The organism is Solemya velum gill symbiont, assembly GCF_002020255.1.
In the GTDB taxonomy this organism is placed as follows: Bacteria; Pseudomonadota; Gammaproteobacteria; order Chromatiales; family Chromatiaceae.
Window position 1 is genome coordinate 13,777 of record NZ_MPQG01000024.1, and the last position, 16,483, is coordinate 30,259.

Sequence of the window (16,483 nt, forward strand, 5' to 3'; positions counted from 1 at the left end):
CATTTAGGTGTAATCATGACGGAACGAGTAACAGTTGGCGGTCTGCAGATCGCTACATCCCTGTATGACCTGGTAGCAAAACAGATAGCTCCGGGCACAGGTATTGAGCCAGATGCTTTCTGGTCATCTTTTGAAGGGATTATTAATGATCTCGCACCAAAGAACCGTGCATTGCTGGCCAAGCGTGACGACATCCAGGAGAGAATTGACACCTGGCATGTTGAGCGTAAAGGGCAGGCGCACGATGCTGCTGCCTACAAGCAATTCCTGCAGGAGATTGGTTACCTTCTGCCAGAGGGTGATGACTTCAATGTCACCACGGAGAATGTTGACCCCGAGATCGCGAGCATCGCGGGTCCTCAATTGGTTGTGCCGGTGAATAACGCCCGTTATGCACTGAACGCAGCAAATGCACGCTGGGGCAGTCTCTACGATGGTCTCTATGGTACCGATGCCATTGCAGACAGTGACGGTCTTGAGCGAGGCAAAGAATTTAATCAGAAACGTGCCGAAAAAGTCATAGAAATGGCAATGGCGTTTCTTGATGAGGCAGCACCTCTTGCCAATGGAAAGTACGCAGACCTGAAGAGACTGTCTGTCGCCGGTGGCACCTTGCAGGGCGAACTAACCTCTGGCGAATTAACCATACTGGAATCTGCTGAACAGCTTTCTGGTTTTCAGGGCGACGAAGGTAATCCTAGCTTAATATTGTTGAAAAACAATGGTCTGTATATAGAACTTCATGTTAATAGTAGTGATGAAATCGGTAAATTACACCCTGCCGGTTTCAAGGATGTTGTTATCGAGTCTGCTGTTACAACCATCCAGGATTGCGAGGATTCTGTAGCAGTGGTCGATGCTGAAGATAAATGCACTGTCTATGGCAACTGGCTTGGCCTGATGAAAGGCGACCTTGAAGAGGTCTTCTATAAGCAGGGCAAGGAAGTGAAGCGCACGTTAAATCCTGATCGTGTTTACACGACTATTAATGGCAGCGAACTGACCCTGCCGGGCCGCAGCCTGATGCTGGTTCGAAATGTTGGTCACCTGATGACCAATCCGGCGATTCTGGATAAAGACGGCAACGAAGTGCCGGAAGGCATGATGGATGCGATGGTAACTGCTCTGATTTCAATGCATGACCTGAAGGGAGTTGGCCGTTACAGCAATAGCCGTACCGGCAGCATGTACATCGTTAAGCCAAAGATGCACGGCCCTGAAGAGGTTGCCCTGACCGTTGAGCTGTTTGGGCGCGTTGAAGAGGCGTTAGGCCTTGCTAAAAACACGCTGAAAGTTGGCATCATGGACGAAGAGCGCCGGACAACGGTTAACCTCAAAGAGTGTATCCGTGTTGCATCTGAACGTCTGATCTTCATTAATACCGGATTTCTTGATCGTACTGGTGATGAAATGCATACCAGCATGGAAGCAGGTCCGATGATGCGTAAGGCAGATATGAAAACCCAGCCGTGGATCACTGCCTACGAGGACTGGAATGTCGATACAGGACTGATGTGCGGATTGCAGGGACACGCACAGATCGGTAAGGGCATGTGGCCTATTCCAGATCAAATGGCGGTGATGATGGAAACCAAGATCGGTCACCCCATGGCTGGTGCAAACTGTGCATGGGTTCCGTCTCCAACTGCTGCGACACTGCATGCAACCCACTATCACAAGGTCAATGTTGCCGAACGCCAGGCTGAGCTTGCTTCACGTCCTCGCGCCAGTGTCGATGACATCCTGACTATTCCGCTGCACCCTGATCCATCATCGCTGACAGCAGATGAGATTCAGAACGAACTGGATAACAACGCCCAGGGTATTCTTGGCTACGTTGTGCGCTGGATTGATGCAGGTATCGGTTGTTCCAAGGTGCCTGATATCAATGATGTCGGACTCATGGAAGACAGGGCGACCTGTCGTATATCAAGCCAGCATATGGCCAACTGGCTGCATCATGGTATCTGTGATGAAGCGCAGGTGGTTGAGACCTTCAAGCGCATGGCTGCAGTCGTAGATGGACAAAACAGCAATGATCCGACTTACAAGGCGATGGCGCCTGCATGTGACGGTACTGCTTTTCAGGCTGCATTCGACCTTGCATTGAAAGGGCGTGAACAGCCGAGTGGTTACACCGAGCCGTTGCTGCATGCATACCGTCTGAAACTCAAGGCAGAAGGGTAAATACTAATGTAGGAGCCCCGTCCCCCGGGGTGATGCTCCTACAGATAATTAATAACCGGACAAGGGATAACCATGGCACATATCAGCCGCTACTTTGACTACAAGCTCGACGAGACTGGCGAGGGCTATCTGGAAGTCGCATTGAAAGGCATGGCGCTGTTGCGCATGAATGCAACCAACAAGGGTACTGCTTTTCCACTTAAGGAACGCAGGACTTTAGGACTTGAGGGTTTGCTGCCGCCAAAGGTGCTGACACTTCAGCAGCAGGCTGACAGAGTCTACAAGAGTTTTATTACCAAGCCGGACGATATCTCAAAGTACCAGATGTTACGTGCCACGCAAGAACGTAACGAGGTGGTCTTTTACCGCGTACTTGCTGATCATCTCGAGGAGATGATGCCTATTGTCTATACACCAACTGTTGGTAAGGCAGTACAAGAATACAGCAGCCTGTATAAGTCGGCACGAGGTATGACCTTCTGCCCTAATACAATCGATCGTGCCGATGAGCTTGTCAGCAACTACCCATGGCAGGACGTGCGCATGATCGTTGCCACGGATTCATCAGCGATTCTCGGTATTGGTGACCAGGGCCATGGTGGTCTTGCCATCAGTATCGGCAAGCTGGCTCTCTACACTGCTGGTGCAGGTGTCAGTCCTTTCCATACCATGCCGGTTCACCTCGATGTTGGTACAGATCGCGATGACCTGTTGGCTGATCCGGAATACCTGGGTTATCCGGAAAAGCGTATCACCGGCGATGAGTACATGGATTTTGTCGAAAAGTTTGTTGATTCGGTTGAATCCCGGTGGCCGAAGGCAGTCATTCAGTGGGAGGATTTCGCAAAGGATATCGCCTACAAGGTGCTCGACCGTTACAAGGATCGCATTCCATGCTTTAACGATGATATCCAGGGTACGGGCGCAACTGTGCTTGCCGGTCTTCTGACTGCATGCAAATCACGCAACCTGTCAATCGCAGACCAGAAGATCGTTGTGGTTGGTGCAGGTGCCGGTGGTGTCGGTGTTGCGCGAGCTATCCAGGCAGGCCTCGTTGATGCGGGTCTTAGCGTCGAGCAGGCACGTCGGCAGATGTTCGTTATGGATATCGATGGCCTTGTCGTGGAAGGACATACTGACGAAGAATACAAATTTCAGACTTGTCAGTATGAAGATACCTATGCAGATTGGGACATCAAAGGTGAAAGACCGGATCTGGAAGAGGTTGTACGCTTTGGTAAGCCAACTGTACTACTTGGCCTAACTGGCTGTACCGGGCTCTTTGGTGAAGAGTTGGTACGAGCAATGGCAGAGAATTGTGAGCACCCGATGATCTTCCCTCTGTCTAATCCGACTACACGTTGCGAAGCGACACCTGATGATCTCTACAAGTGGACTGACGGCCGAGCCGTGGTTTCAACCGGTAGTCCATTCGCACCGGTAAAGTGGGAAGGTAAAGAGCATCCAATCGGGCAGGGCAATAACGCCTTTGTATTCCCGGGTATCGGCTTTGCCACGATTCTTGGCAAGTGTAACCGTATCAGTGATGCAATGATTCTTGAGTCTGCTTTTGCACTGGCAGACTATACTGAAGAGTATTATCTGAAACAGGGGCTGATTTTCCCTCCCGTGTCGGCACTGCGTGATGTGAGTCTCTATGTCACCGCACGCGTTCTGAAGAAGGCATTGGAAGATGGCTCTGCAGAACGACCGGAATTCGCAGGTATGTCTGTTGATGAGCTGGAAGCTTACGCTACATCACGTGCATGGGAGCCGAAATATCTTCGCTTTGTTCCCAAGGCGGAATAATACCGTCTAACCGGAGGAGGTGTGTGAGATGAATACTGAATTACACGAGATATCACCCAAGGCTGCTTGGGAAATGATCAAAAACGATCCGCGTACCGTACTGATCGACGTGCGCTCCTCGATGGAGTACCTGTTTGTCGGTCATCCTAAGGGTGCTGTGCATGTACCATGGATCGACGAGCCTGACTGGGACATCAATCCGCATTTTACTACTGACGTTCGCAAGCTGATGCTGGGAGGGCTCTCCTGTGACAAGGAAGATGGCTGCGTACCAGTGATTCTCATCTGCCGCAGCGGCAAGCGATCCCGGGAAGCGGGTGAGGTGCTGGTCGAGAATGGCCTAAAGAATATCTATAACATTGATGAAGGTTTCGAAGGTGAACTGGACGATGATCACCACCGCAGCACGGTAGGTGGTTGGCGCTTCCATGGCTTGCCGTGGGAACAGTGTTAATCGCTGTTTGATATGAAACAACCAAGAGCCCCGCAATTGCGGGGTTTTTTATTTGCTAATACTCACTGAATAAAGAACAACAGTAGAAGAGGATCTTTCGTATCCAGGCATGCATGGCAGACTCATGCATATAATGGCTGTACTAATGCAGGTGATTGAGCAAGACAAATGGAATATGAAAAGAGTGGGTTGAACAGGGTCAAAAGAGGCCGCAAGAATTCGAGTTATGACCAGGAGGTCGTTTATTCCATCCTGGATGATAGTGAAGTGTGTAGCGTGGCGTTCAATGTTGATGGTAAGGCACATGTCCAGCCAATCAATTTCGGACGCAGTGGTGACAAGCTGTATATGCATGGATCATCAAAAAACCGTATGACATCTGCATTACTGGATTCTGGTGAGGTTTCGCTAAGTGTCATGACCCTGGACGGGATGAAACTGACAAGATCGGCTTTCAAGCACAGCGTTAACTACCGTTCAGTAGTGGTTTTTGGAAGCGTTCGTGAACTGACCACTGATGAAGAAAAGTTGGAAGGTTTAAAAGCGATTGTGAACCATTTTGTTCCAGGCAGATGGGATTACTGCAGGGCGCCAAACCGGAAGGAGCTGAAAGCTACACGAGTGATTGAAGTCGAGATTCAAACAGCATCAGCGAAAATTGATGAATATCCACCAGCGGATGAACAGGAAGATTATGCGCTGGGCTATTGGTCCGGAACGATTCCTGTCAAGACAACATACTTGCCGCCTGTGCCGGACGAAAAATTAAGAGATGGTATAGAGATCCCGCAACATGTTCTAGATTTTCTGGAGAGTAGATAAAAAAACGGCATAGCCTTTTGGGCCATGCCGTTTCAGCTTACACGATTGTGTGAAGCTGGTCCTTAAGCTGCTACCACGGGAATTACTGAGGCAGCGGCCTTCTGGTAGCTCTCGATTTGATCGAAGTTGAGATAGCGATAGATATCATCAGCCATGGTGTCGATATCCGCAGCGTATTCCATGTACTCCTCAACACTTGGCAGCTTGCCGAGAATCGCAGCAACTGCAGCCAGTTCGGCTGAGGCAAGGAAAACATCCGCGCCGGTACCGAGACGATTCGGGAAGTTACGTGTTGAGGTCGAAACTGCAGTTGAGTTCTCGGCGATACGTGCCTGGTTACCCATGCAGAGTGAACAACCCGGCATTTCCGTACGTGCTCCTGCAGATCCGAAAATACTGTAGTAGCCTTCCTCGGTGAGCTGATGTTCGTCCATCTTGGTCGGTGGAGTAATCCACAGACGTGTAGGAACAGCACCCTTGACCTTTTCGAGCAGTTTGCCGGCTGCACGGAAGTGGCCAATGTTGGTCATACAGGAACCGATGAAAACCTCGTCAATTTTGCGTCCGGCAATTTCAGACAGCGGCTTGACGTCATCAGGGTCGTTGGGGCATGCGAGCAGCGGCTCCTTGACTTCGTTGAGGTCGATTTCGATCACTTCGGCGTACTCGGCATCAGCATCAGCATCCATCAACTCAGGGTTGGCCAGCCACGCCTCCATCGCCTCGATACGACGCTCAATGGTGCGCTTGTCACCATAGCCTTCCGCGATCATCCACTTCAGCATGGTGATGTTTGAGTTGAGATACTCAATGATCGGTTCCTTGTCGAGCTTGATGGTACAGCCAGCAGCAGAACGTTCGGCTGATGCATCAGAGAGTTCGAATGCCTGTTCAACTTTCAGGTCTGGCAGGCCTTCGATCTCGAGGACACGACCGGAGAAGACGTTTTTCTTGCCGGCTTTCTCAACGGTCAGAAGACCACGCTGGATAGCGGCGTAAGGAATCGCATTGACCAGGTCACGCAGCGTGATACCCGGTTGCATTTCACCTTTGAAACGTACCAGTACAGATTCCGGCATATCGAGAGGCATCACACCAGTAGCTGCGGCAAAGGCGACCAGGCCTGAACCGGCAGGGAAGGAGATACCAATCGGGAAACGGGTGTGTGAATCACCGCCTGTGCCAACAGTGTCAGGCAGCAGCATGCGGTTCAGCCAAGAGTGGATAACACCATCGCCGGGACGCAGTGAAACACCGCCGCGGTTCATGATGAAGTCAGGCAGGGTGTGGTGCGTGGTGACGTCAACCGGTTTTGGATAGGCCGCAGTGTGACAGAAAGACTGCATTGTCAGATCGGCAGAGAAACCGAGGCACGCGAGGTCTTTGAGTTCATCGCGAGTCATTGGACCGGTTGTATCCTGCGAGCCGACTGTGGTCATCTTTGGTTCGCAGTACATACCTGCGCGAACACCTTCGACACCACACGCCTTGCCAACCATTTTCTGTGCCAGCGTATAGCCCTTGCCGGTATCGACGGGATCTTGCGGCTTGAGAAAGAGGTCGGATGCTTCCATTCCGAGAGCTTCACGCGCACGTGCCGTGAGACCACGGCCGATGATCAGCGGAATACGTCCGCCAGCCTGAACCTCATCGAGAATGACCTGTGTTTTGAGCTCAAACTTTGCAAGTTCTTCACCACTCTCATGGTTTTTGATGACGCCTTCATATGGATAGATGTCGATGACATCACCCATGTTGAGCTTTGAGACATCAACCTCGATCGGCAGTGCACCTGCATCTTCCATGGTGTTGAAGAAGATTGGGGCAATCTTGCCACCAAGGCATACGCCACCAGCGCGCTTGTTGGGGATAAAAGGAATGTCATCTCCCATGTGCCACAGGACAGAGTTGGTTGCTGACTTGCGTGAAGAACCTGTTCCTACGACATCGCCGACGTATGCGAGTGGGAAGCCCTTCTGCTTGAGTTCTTCAATCTGCTTGATTGGTCCGACTGCACCCTGGTGATCAGGTGTGATTCCATCACGTTCCATTTTGAGCATGGCATTGGCATGCAGAGGAATATCAGGACGAGACCAGGCATCTGGTGCAGGTGACAGGTCGTCGGTGTTGGTTTCACCTGGAACCTTGAACACGGTGACGGTGATTTTTTCTGCCAGCTGAGGACGGCTGGTGAACCATTCGGCATTAGCCCATGATTCAACTACCTGTTTGGCATTCGCATTGCCTGCGTCGGCCTTTTCCTTGACATCATGGAAGGCATCGAACATCAGCAGTGTGTGAGACAGAGCTTTTGCAGCTGTTGGTGCCAGTGCATCATCATCAAGCGCATCGATCATTGGTGCGATGTTGTAACCACCAAGCATGGAGCCAAGCAATTCAACGGCGCTGACCTTGTCGATGAGAGGGGATTCGGCTTCGCCCTTGGCGATAGCGGCAAGGAAACCTGCCTTGACGTATGCGGCGTCATCAACACCAGCTGGTACACGGTTTGTCAGCAGGTCGAGCAAGAACTCTTCTTCACCTGCCGGGGGATTCTTGACTAACTCGACGAGTTCAGCAGTCTGCTGTGCATCAAGTGGTTTGGGTACGATGCCTTCTGCGGCTCGTTCCTCTACGTGGGATCTGTAGTTTTCCAACATTTTATTATTTCCTCCTAATCGATGCGGAAAGGGGGGCTGTTACTGGTGTAGTCCCCGGGTAATCTTCCTGCATTCTCTGTAAGGCATCCTGTTTCAAAATGCAGCCTGCCGGATTACCGGCAGGCTGTCATTCACGGCTATTTAGTGAATAAACATACCGCCGTTGACTGGCAGGTTTGCGCCGGTCATAAACGAGTTTGCATCATCAGTGCAGAAGGTGACTGCAAGTGCAATTTCTTCCGGCTGTGCCATACGCCCCATTGGAATCTGCTTGATGATTGAATCGAGTACTTCCTGTGCAATCAGTGCGGTCATGTCAGTCTCGACATATCCCGGTGAAACCGTGTTGACGGTAACATTCTTGCGTGCGCCTTCCTGTGCAACAGCCATGGTGAAGCCGTGCAGTCCGGCTTTTGCAGCAGAGTAGTTGGCCTGGCCAAACTGACCCTTCTGGCCGTTAATTGAAGAGATGTTAACGATGCGGCCAAAACCACGCTCGGTCATGCCCAGGAATACCTGGCGAGTGACATTGTATGCAGAGTTGAGGTTGGTGTTGATAACCGCATTCCACATGTCAGGAGTCATACCCTTAAGGGTCTTGTCGCGAGTGATTCCTGCGCAGTTAACAAGAATTGAAACCGGACCGAATTCCTCTTCGATTGATTTAATCATTTCGCCAACAGCGTCATAGTCAGTTACGTCTGCGCCCGCAATACCGATGTCATAGCCAGCTTCTTTCTGTTCTGCCTGCCAGGCTTCTGCCTTTTCCTTTTCTGGAGGGAAGTAGTTGGCAACAACCTTGCGTCCCTGGTCAGTCAGAGCTCTGCAGAGAGTGGTGCCAATGCCACCGGTTCCGCCGGTAACGAGTGCAATTTTTGTATCAGACATTTTCTATCCTCCGGAAATGGACATTAATTAAAAACAAAAAAAGGCCGTAATCGGCCATAGAGTATACAGTTCAATAACAATGCATTATTGCATTAGTATTGAATTGAGTGGTTGACTCGACGGCAGTGCCAAATGCACTGCCGTCGATTGAAAAGTAATTATGCAGCTTTTTGCTTCGCAGCAGCAGTTACTTTTTCAACATTTGCTTCAGCAGTCTTTACGTTCTCTTCAACGAGAGAGCTGATGCCTTCCTGTGCGTCTTTCAGCATGGCAGTAACTTCTTTGTAGTTACCAACCATTTTTTCGCCACATGAACGAACGATCTCGCTCTGCAGGCTCATTGCTTCTTTGACGTCTTTGACTGAAGAGAGCTTCTCAGCATTTTCCTGAGAAGACTCAACGCAGCTGCTTACCATCTCAGCTTGCTTCTCAACCAGGTCCTGCATGGTTGCGACGTTGGTTTCTGCCAGCTTTTTGAAAGCAGAGTACATGTCTTCAGTCATTTTGTTTGTCAGTTCAATCCACTGTGTATTCATTTTGATCACCCTATGTATTATGAAGAAAAATTATGCTTGTTGCAACGCAACAATGTGCAATGCACAAAAATATAGATGTTGCAGTGCACAAAGTCAAGTATTTTTCGTAAATATTTTTTACAGGGGGAATGAAAAATGCCCCGGAAAACTGGTAACCGAGGCATTTGTTGTGTTTTCTTGCAGGGAATTACTTCTCTTTTTTGGTGTTGACGCCCATTGCGTTGAAGAAGTCATTCTGCATGTTTTTCCATAGTTCCACGTTCGATTCACCGAGGTCAGACCAGAATTTCATCGGACTTCCACCTGCCAGAAGGTCTTTCATCTGGGTCTGGATGGCTTCCTGCTGGTCCTGGAAAAAGCTCAGGCTGCGATCGATGAACATCGAAAAGCCCTGATGAGAAGTGTCGCTGTAGTAGCGAATGAAGTTCTGCAGGTTGTCGTTTGAGAACAGTGGGTCGTTGTCAGATTCTTGTTCGATAATGATTTGCAGCAGGATGTTTCGCGTGATGTCTTCACCGGAGTTGGTATCGACAACTTTCATCGGAGTATTCTTGACGACCAGTTCCCTCACTTCGGGAAGAGTGATGTAGCGACTCTCCTCCGTATCGTAGAGACGGCGGTTGGGGTACTTCTTGATGATGCGAACCTGTTCGTTTTCTTGCTCGGTCATGAAATTTCATCCTGCAATATTGGTTAGTATTATTTTAACCTATTATGAGACTGGTTTTTCGCTATGCACAAACTTTATCTATAAAAATATCTTTATGTGGGATAAGAATTAATGCGATGTTCCTTATTATTGAGTGATCGGAACCAGTTTAGTTCATCGCGATAACACCCCGAACATCCTGTTCGGGGGTTGATTAAAAGCGAAATATAATCAGGTTTTCTCTACTGCGAGGGCAACACCCATGCCACCACCGATACAGAGAGTTGCAAGTCCCTTGTTGGCATTGTCACGTTGCATGCCGTGCAGCAGGGTGACGAAAACACGTGCACCGGATGCACCGATCGGATGGCCGATAGAGATAGCACCACCGGTAACATTTACCTTGTCGGTGTCGAGACCAAGCTCCTTGTTAACCGAGATCGCCTGGGCTGCAAATGCCTCGTTCGCTTCGATACGGTCAAGATCTGCAACTGTCCAGCCAGCCTTTTCGAGACACTTGGTGGTTGACGGGATAGGGCCTGTACCCATGATCTTTGGATCAACACCTGCACTGGAGAAGGCTTTGTAGGTTGCCATTGGCTCAATGCCAAGCTCTTTTGCAGTAGATGCTGCCATAACGATAACTGCTGCTGCACCGTCATTGATACCAGAAGCATTGCCCGCAGTGACTGTGCCTTCACGGCTGAATGCCGGACGCAGTTTACCAAGACCTTCAGCTGTTACGCCTGCACGAGGAAACTCATCCGTGTCGAAAACAACCGGGTCGCCTCTGCGCTGCGGAATCTCGACAGGAACGATCTCTTCATTGAAATGACCTGCGTTCTGGGCTGCCTCGGTACGTTGCTGAGAGGTAGCAGCAAAGCTGTCCTGCTCTTCACGGCTGATCTCGTACTTTTCAGCAATATTCTCGGCAGTGGTGCCCATGTGGTAGTCGTTGAAAGCACACCAGAGACCATCGTTGATCATGGTGTCGATCATTTTCCAGTGACCCATCTTCTGGCCATCGCGAGATTTTGGCAGTACGTGCGGTGAGGCGCTCATGTTCTCTTGTCCACCGGCAATAACTATCTTTGCATCACCAGACATGATTGCCTGTGCAGCGAGGTTGACTGCTTTGAGTCCGCTGCCACATACCTTATTGATTGTCATAGCCGGAGTGCTCTCTGAAAGTCCTGCTTCGAGAACGGCCTGGCGTGCAGGGTTCTGACCAACGCCAGCCTGCAGTACCTGTCCCATGATGACTTCATCGACCTGATCAGGATTGATTCCACTACGCTCGATGAGTGCTTTGATAACGGTTGCACCCAGAGTGCTTGCCGGGATGCTTGCGAGGCTGCCTCCGAAGGCACCAACTGGTGTACGGGCTGCGGCGACAATGACGACTTCTTCTGACATATTACCTCCTAAGGCTTTGGTCCTGTTTTCCTGATCAGGATGTTAAATATAAATCTGTTTTGTTGGCTAAGATGCCTTGACAGAGGTAATCCTAGCCGTTAACGTTGTGCAATGCAACAGAAACGCAGTATGCCTTGATAAATCTGCATTTTTAGGGCCTTGCAACAGAGTTAAAGAATGGAAAAAAGAGACGTACTGTTTATTTCGGATCGTACTGGTTTGACGGCTGAGTCATATGGCAAGAGCCTGTTATCCCAGTTTCCAGGCATTGAGTTTGAGAGCCGCCTCTATCCCTTTGTTGATTCCAAGGAACGTGCACGCGAAGTCGCACGTGAAATCAACCATATTGTTGAGGAGACTGGCAAACAGCCTATTGTCGTTAGTACCCTGGTGGAGAGTGAATCGCAGCGGGTGATTGCCAACAGTAAAGGCTGTATTGTCGATCTGTTTGGTGTATTCATCGAACCGCTTGAAGAGTGCCTTGGTGTGGAGTCTTCACACAAACAGGGTATCTCCTTTGATCCGCACAGTCATGAGTTGTATCAGAAAAAGATCAAGGCGATCGAGTACGCTCTGAAACATGATGATGGTTGCGACCTTGCAAATTACGATGATGCAGACGTGATCCTCGTTGGGGTTTCACGCAGCGGAAAAACACCGACGAGTCTCTTCCTTGCGATGAACTTCAGCCTCAAGACGGCAAACTATCCGCTGACATCGGACGATCTTGAGGGACACAAGTTGCCATCATTTTTGTTGCCACACACACGCAAGATGGTGGCCCTGACAATTCGTCCCGCAACCCTTTCGAATATTCGGCAACAGCGTCGTCCAAGCACTGAATATGCATCATTGCAGACCTGTCAGCGTGAATTGCGAATAGCAGATACAATGTTTAAAAATGCGAACATCCCGGTATTCGATACAACGGATACATCTATTGAAGAGATTGCCGGGTGGATCGTCAGGGAGAAACGCTTGCGCGATGTTACCGAGCTCGGCATTGGACACTGATAAGGGGCTGATATGTGTAGTCGCAATGGTATAACAATAATATTTAGACAACCACCAAGAGGAATTAGATAGCATGAAACCCTCTGTAAATGCACGGGTCATGGAGACGCTCATCAACACCAGTGTTGATGGTGTCGGACAGGTTGTGCGCCTGACACTCAATGTAGAAGGTGATAACTGGAAGAGCTACCGGGACGCCGGTCTGAACATTGAACTTGAAGATGGGTCGACCACGTCGGCACCGGTATGGGTTGAGGAAGCCTATGCCGTACCATTTGATAACAGTTTCGATATTCGCCTGCTGGTGGCTTGTCCGGAACAGGGCGCCTCACCGTTTCAGAAAAAGGCTGTGGAACTGGTGGCAGGAGACGTGGTGAAAGTCAGTGAACCACTGAGCTACCCTTATCATGCGCCAATTAATTCGCGTGGCAAGCTGATTCTGCTTGCTGCAGGTTGCGATGTGGATGTTTTCCGCCCGTTGGTGAAAAAGATCTACGAAAGAGATATCGACTGGATGGGTGAGGTACGCGCCTATAGTGGTGACGTAACTGGCATCGAGCACGTCTATCTCAACAATAAGAACAGTGATGCGATGCACTATCTTGATGATCTCGGTTTTCGGGCATTCGATGCCCTGATGGCACGCTCCTCGGCAACTGTCGCTCGACTGCATGGCATGACAGAAGAACAGGCGGTGATTGAATTTGTCCGTTTCATCCGTAGCCCTTCAACTTATGTTTATGTTGCTGGCAGTGAAGCGGTGGTTGAAAAGCTTGGTGAGACAGTCGACGAGAGACTCGGGCAGCCAGGTGCATGGCAACGTATCCGGGATGAACTGCGGACGCAGAATCACTGGTATAGCCACCTGCAATAAGAGCCAAAGCGTAATTCAGAAGGTGATGCGGTCTGTTTCGCGTCTCCTTAAAACAGTAACTGTATTTATACCCTGGTAAGAGGCTAGGCACGATGATTGAGTATTTAATTCCGTTGGATCAGCTTGGGATGGATGATGTCGACCGCGTTGGTGGTAAAAACGCGTCACTTGGTGAGATGATTCAGAATCTTTCAGACTTGGATGTAAAAGTCCCCGGCGGTTTCGCAACCACGGCTGATGCGTACCGTGCCTTTATTGCACATGATGGTCTTGGTGACCGCATTAATCAGCGTCTTGCAGAACTGGATATCGAGGATGTGGCAGCCCTGCAGGTGGCAGGAGCCGAGATTCGTGAGTGGATCGCGGGCATCCCGTTTCCACAGGAGATGGAAGAAGCAATCGATGCTGCCTACGCGGCACTCGAGGAGGAGTACGGTACTGAAACATCATGGGCGGTGCGTTCATCTGCAACAGCCGAGGATCTTCCCGAGGCCTCCTTTGCCGGTCAGCAGGAGACCTACCTGAACGTCAGGGGAATCGAAGAGATCAAGAATGATATACGGCTTGTCTTTTCCTCTCTCTTCAATGACCGTGCGATCTCTTACCGCGTCCACCAGGGGTTTGCGCATGAGGATGTCGCTTTGTCTGCCGGCATCCAAAAAATGGTGCGTTCGGATATCGGTTCTTCCGGAGTCATGTTTACAGTCGACACAGAGTCCGGTTTCGAGGATGTAGTCTTTATCACTTCAAGCTATGGACTTGGTGAGATGGTCGTGCAGGGTGCGGTTAACCCCGACGAGTTCTATGTCTATAAGCCTGCGCAGAGAGCCGGTCGTCCAGCTGTCGTTCGCCGCAGCCTCGGCGGTAAAGCAATCAAGATGATCTACAGCGATCAGCCGGGTGAGAAGGTGACCACGGTTCCGGTCGACCCGGATGAGCAGATGCTTTTCTCTCTTGATGATGAGCACGTCAATCAGTTGGCCGGCTACGCAGATGCAATTGAAAAGCACTATGGCCGCCCGATGGATGTCGAGTGGGCACTCGACGGTATCGATAACCAGCTCTATATCGTTCAGGCTCGCCCAGAGACTGTACAGAGCCGAGTTGGCCAGGTCATTGAACGTTTCTCACTCATGGAACGCGGTGATGTGCTGGCAGAAGGACGCAGTATCGGTCAGAAGATCGGTGCCGGTCGCGCACGTATTCTCAGTGGTCTCGACGAGATGGACAAGGTGCAGGAGGGTGATGTCCTGATCACCGATATGACCGATCCCGACTGGGAGCCGGTTATGAAACGTGCTGCAGCAATTGTTACAAACCGCGGTGGCCGTACCTGTCATGCCGCGATCATTGCACGCGAAATGGGTGTGCCCGCAGTGGTTGGCTGCGGCAATGCAACCGAGCAAGTGGAAGATGGTACAGATGTTACCGTCTCCTGTGCCGAGGGTGAAACAGGACACATCTATGCTGGCAAGCTGAATTTCGACATCAACCGTATCGAGCTTGGTTCGATGCCGGAGGCACCGCTGAAGATCATGATGAATGTTGGTAATCCTGAGCGTGCTTTCAGTTTTGCAGGCCTGCCAAATTTTGGTGTCGGTCTGGCACGACTCGAGTTCATTATCAACAATATGATTGGTGTGCATCCACGTGCACTGCTCGAATATGATTCGATTCCCGCCTCACTGCGTGAGCAGATCGCACCACTGATAGCTGCTTACGGTGATCCGGTCGATTTTTACGTCAAGCGCATCATCGAGGGTATATCTACTATCGTATCGGCCTTTGCACCAAATCCGGTTATCGTACGCTTGTCGGATTTCAAGTCGAATGAGTACGCTAACCTGATCGGTGGCGACCACTATGAACCACATGAAGAGAATCCGATGATTGGTTACCGTGGCACGTCACGCTACCTCTCTGACGAGTTTGAAAAATGCTTTGAACTCGAGTGTCGTGCACTCAAATATGTGCGTGACGAGATGGGCCTCGACAACGTCTGGGTAATGGTTCCATTCGTACGTACGTTACAGGAAGCTGAAGGTGTGGTTTCATTGCTAGATAAGTACGGCCTGCGTCGCGGTGAAAACGGACTCAAGCTGATCATGATGTGCGAGGTGCCAAGTAACGCTATTCTCGCAGAGCAGTTCCTCGAGTATTTCGACGGCTTCTCCATCGGTTCCAATGATATGACCCAGCTGACACTGGCGATTGATCGTGACTCCGGACTGGTTTCCAAACTCTTCGACGAGCGTGATGAAGCAGTCAAGTTTATGCTCAGTCGTGCCATCAGGGCGTGTCGTGATGCAGGCAAATATGTCGGTATTTGTGGGCAGGGGCCTTCAGATCATCCGGATTTTGCCAAGTGGCTGGTTGACGAGGGGATTGAAAGTGTCTCACTCAACCCGGATACAGTTATCAGTACATGGCTCTATTTGGCGGGGGTAGAAGAGGCGTAGTTTTGCACTTCATGCGAATAAAAAAGGCCGTCGATGACGGCCTTTTTATTTTGTTCAGGTAACCTGCTTTCAATCAGGCAACGGCTCTCAAGTCACCAGTCACTTCTTTTACAAGCGGGTAGAGATTTTCTGTCTCTGCCTGGATTCTATCAAGGACCATATTGAAAACTTCATCAGTTTCCGATTTGAAATTCTCATAGTCACTGATGCGCAGTTGCTTGCCACGCTTGTTACACCATTTAGAAAGGTACTCGGAAAAAACCTTTTTGATTTCTACGCTACCGGACATGAACTTTGTCGCAGTGTTCTTGGTTTCCTGGTCACACACAAGCAAGTGCTTGTAAAAGTGCTTGTCAGTTACCTCGATGTGCTCCTTTACCATGTCAACAAAGTGAAAAAAGAGGTCGCAGGTTACTTTACTGTCACACAGGCTCCTGTCAGCAAGAAGGTAATGCAGGATATTAGCGTGTTCAGTGATCTTGTGATTTTGATTATGTAATTCATCGTAAGTAATCATTTTGGTACTACTCCAGACTTCTTAATTGGGATGTATATATATGAGCGAAATGTAGCGTGCCTCTTGTCCGGGTACTTACCCACATCGCATACAAGGGAATATATCGTGAATTCAATTTCCAAGTGCAACTCAACAGAGTTGGTTAGAGGGCAAGCTGCGGTAGCATAGGTAGCTTCTCTCACCGACCAAAGTTAGAGG

General features: G+C 50.0%; 13 protein-coding genes. 7 read left to right on the plus strand and 6 right to left on the minus strand.

Annotated features, from left to right (window positions below; all coding sequences use genetic code 11):
* Positions 1 to 15 precede the first annotated feature (15 nt).
* From BOW06_RS12180 to BOW06_RS12195, 4 genes are all read left to right on the plus strand, one after another.
* Positions 16 to 2,187 (plus strand): malate synthase G, encoded by a 2,172-nt coding sequence (locus BOW06_RS12180; RefSeq protein WP_078454812.1) that lies wholly within the window; start codon positions 16 to 18, stop codon positions 2,185 to 2,187.
* Between the two features lie 72 nt (positions 2,188 to 2,259).
* Complete coding sequence (locus tag BOW06_RS12185) at positions 2,260 to 3,996, plus strand: NAD-dependent malic enzyme (RefSeq protein ID WP_078454807.1); 1,737 nt, start codon at positions 2,260 to 2,262, stop codon at positions 3,994 to 3,996.
* 28 nt (positions 3,997 to 4,024) lie between these two features.
* Positions 4,025 to 4,450, plus strand: coding sequence for a rhodanese-like domain-containing protein (locus BOW06_RS12190; protein ID WP_043115156.1), 426 nt, complete (start codon positions 4,025 to 4,027; stop codon positions 4,448 to 4,450).
* A 168-nt stretch (positions 4,451 to 4,618) separates the two neighbouring features.
* Positions 4,619 to 5,272 (plus strand): pyridoxamine 5'-phosphate oxidase family protein, encoded by a 654-nt coding sequence (locus BOW06_RS12195; RefSeq protein WP_043115157.1) that lies wholly within the window; start codon positions 4,619 to 4,621, stop codon positions 5,270 to 5,272.
* A gap of 62 nt (positions 5,273 to 5,334) precedes the next feature.
* On the opposite strand, the gene acnB is transcribed toward BOW06_RS12195, so the two are convergent.
* The 5 genes from acnB to BOW06_RS12220 all read right to left on the minus strand — a co-directional run bounded on the left by acnB (position 5,335) and on the right by BOW06_RS12220 (position 11,421).
* On the minus strand, positions 5,335 to 7,932 hold the full coding sequence (gene acnB / locus BOW06_RS12200) for a bifunctional aconitate hydratase 2/2-methylisocitrate dehydratase (RefSeq protein ID WP_043115158.1): 2,598 nt from the start codon (positions 7,930 to 7,932) through the stop codon (positions 5,335 to 5,337).
* Between the two features lie 141 nt (positions 7,933 to 8,073).
* The gene (phbB, locus tag BOW06_RS12205; RefSeq protein WP_078452887.1) at positions 8,074 to 8,820 is read right to left on the minus strand and encodes an acetoacetyl-CoA reductase; all 747 of its coding nucleotides are present in this window, start codon (positions 8,818 to 8,820) and stop codon (positions 8,074 to 8,076) included.
* 158 nt (positions 8,821 to 8,978) lie between these two features.
* Positions 8,979 to 9,356: a phasin family protein gene (locus BOW06_RS12210; RefSeq protein ID WP_078462860.1), complete on the minus strand. Its 378-nt coding sequence runs from the start codon at positions 9,354 to 9,356 to the stop codon at positions 8,979 to 8,981.
* A 187-nt stretch (positions 9,357 to 9,543) separates the two neighbouring features.
* The gene (gene phaR, locus BOW06_RS12215; protein WP_043115162.1) at positions 9,544 to 10,026 is read right to left on the minus strand and encodes a polyhydroxyalkanoate synthesis repressor PhaR; all 483 of its coding nucleotides are present in this window, start codon (positions 10,024 to 10,026) and stop codon (positions 9,544 to 9,546) included.
* 210 nt (positions 10,027 to 10,236) lie between these two features.
* Entirely contained in the window at positions 10,237 to 11,421 is a 1,185-nt protein-coding gene (locus BOW06_RS12220) for an acetyl-CoA C-acetyltransferase (protein ID WP_043115163.1), read from the minus strand.
* A gap of 177 nt (positions 11,422 to 11,598) precedes the next feature.
* Between BOW06_RS12220 and BOW06_RS12225 the strand changes: the two genes are divergently transcribed.
* From BOW06_RS12225 to ppsA, 3 genes are all read left to right on the plus strand, one after another.
* Positions 11,599 to 12,435, plus strand: a complete 837-nt coding sequence (locus BOW06_RS12225; protein WP_043115165.1) for a pyruvate, water dikinase regulatory protein — start codon at positions 11,599 to 11,601, stop codon at positions 12,433 to 12,435.
* A gap of 73 nt (positions 12,436 to 12,508) precedes the next feature.
* On the plus strand, positions 12,509 to 13,309 hold the full coding sequence (locus BOW06_RS12230; RefSeq protein ID WP_043115166.1) for a hypothetical protein: 801 nt from the start codon (positions 12,509 to 12,511) through the stop codon (positions 13,307 to 13,309).
* Between the two features lie 92 nt (positions 13,310 to 13,401).
* Positions 13,402 to 15,768, plus strand: a complete 2,367-nt coding sequence (gene ppsA / locus BOW06_RS12235; RefSeq protein WP_078454806.1) for a phosphoenolpyruvate synthase — start codon at positions 13,402 to 13,404, stop codon at positions 15,766 to 15,768.
* A gap of 73 nt (positions 15,769 to 15,841) precedes the next feature.
* Here the strand turns inward: ppsA and BOW06_RS12240 are convergent, their stop codons facing one another.
* Positions 15,842 to 16,285 carry a hypothetical protein gene (locus BOW06_RS12240; protein ID WP_043115169.1) on the minus strand — a complete coding sequence of 148 codons (444 nt, stop codon included), beginning with the start codon at positions 16,283 to 16,285 and terminating at the stop codon, positions 15,842 to 15,844.
* Positions 16,286 to 16,483 lie beyond the last annotated feature (198 nt).

Coding starts and splice junctions, on each gene's coding strand:
- BOW06_RS12180 (WP_078454812.1), top strand. CDS start 16: ATGACGGAACGAGTAACAGTTGGCGGTCTGCAGATCGCTACATCCCTG.
- BOW06_RS12185 (WP_078454807.1), top strand. CDS start 2,260: ATGGCACATATCAGCCGCTACTTTGACTACAAGCTCGACGAGACTGGC.
- BOW06_RS12190 (WP_043115156.1), top strand. CDS start 4,025: ATGAATACTGAATTACACGAGATATCACCCAAGGCTGCTTGGGAAATG.
- BOW06_RS12195 (WP_043115157.1), top strand. CDS start 4,619: ATGGAATATGAAAAGAGTGGGTTGAACAGGGTCAAAAGAGGCCGCAAG.
- acnB (WP_043115158.1), bottom strand. CDS start 7,932: ATGTTGGAAAACTACAGATCCCACGTAGAGGAACGAGCCGCAGAAGGC.
- phbB (WP_078452887.1), bottom strand. CDS start 8,820: ATGTCTGATACAAAAATTGCACTCGTTACCGGCGGAACCGGTGGCATT.
- BOW06_RS12210 (WP_078462860.1), bottom strand. CDS start 9,356: ATGAATACACAGTGGATTGAACTGACAAACAAAATGACTGAAGACATG.
- phaR (WP_043115162.1), bottom strand. CDS start 10,026: ATGACCGAGCAAGAAAACGAACAGGTTCGCATCATCAAGAAGTACCCC.
- BOW06_RS12220 (WP_043115163.1), bottom strand. CDS start 11,421: ATGTCAGAAGAAGTCGTCATTGTCGCCGCAGCCCGTACACCAGTTGGT.
- BOW06_RS12225 (WP_043115165.1), top strand. CDS start 11,599: ATGGAAAAAAGAGACGTACTGTTTATTTCGGATCGTACTGGTTTGACG.
- BOW06_RS12230 (WP_043115166.1), top strand. CDS start 12,509: ATGAAACCCTCTGTAAATGCACGGGTCATGGAGACGCTCATCAACACC.
- ppsA (WP_078454806.1), top strand. CDS start 13,402: ATGATTGAGTATTTAATTCCGTTGGATCAGCTTGGGATGGATGATGTC.
- BOW06_RS12240 (WP_043115169.1), bottom strand. CDS start 16,285: ATGATTACTTACGATGAATTACATAATCAAAATCACAAGATCACTGAA.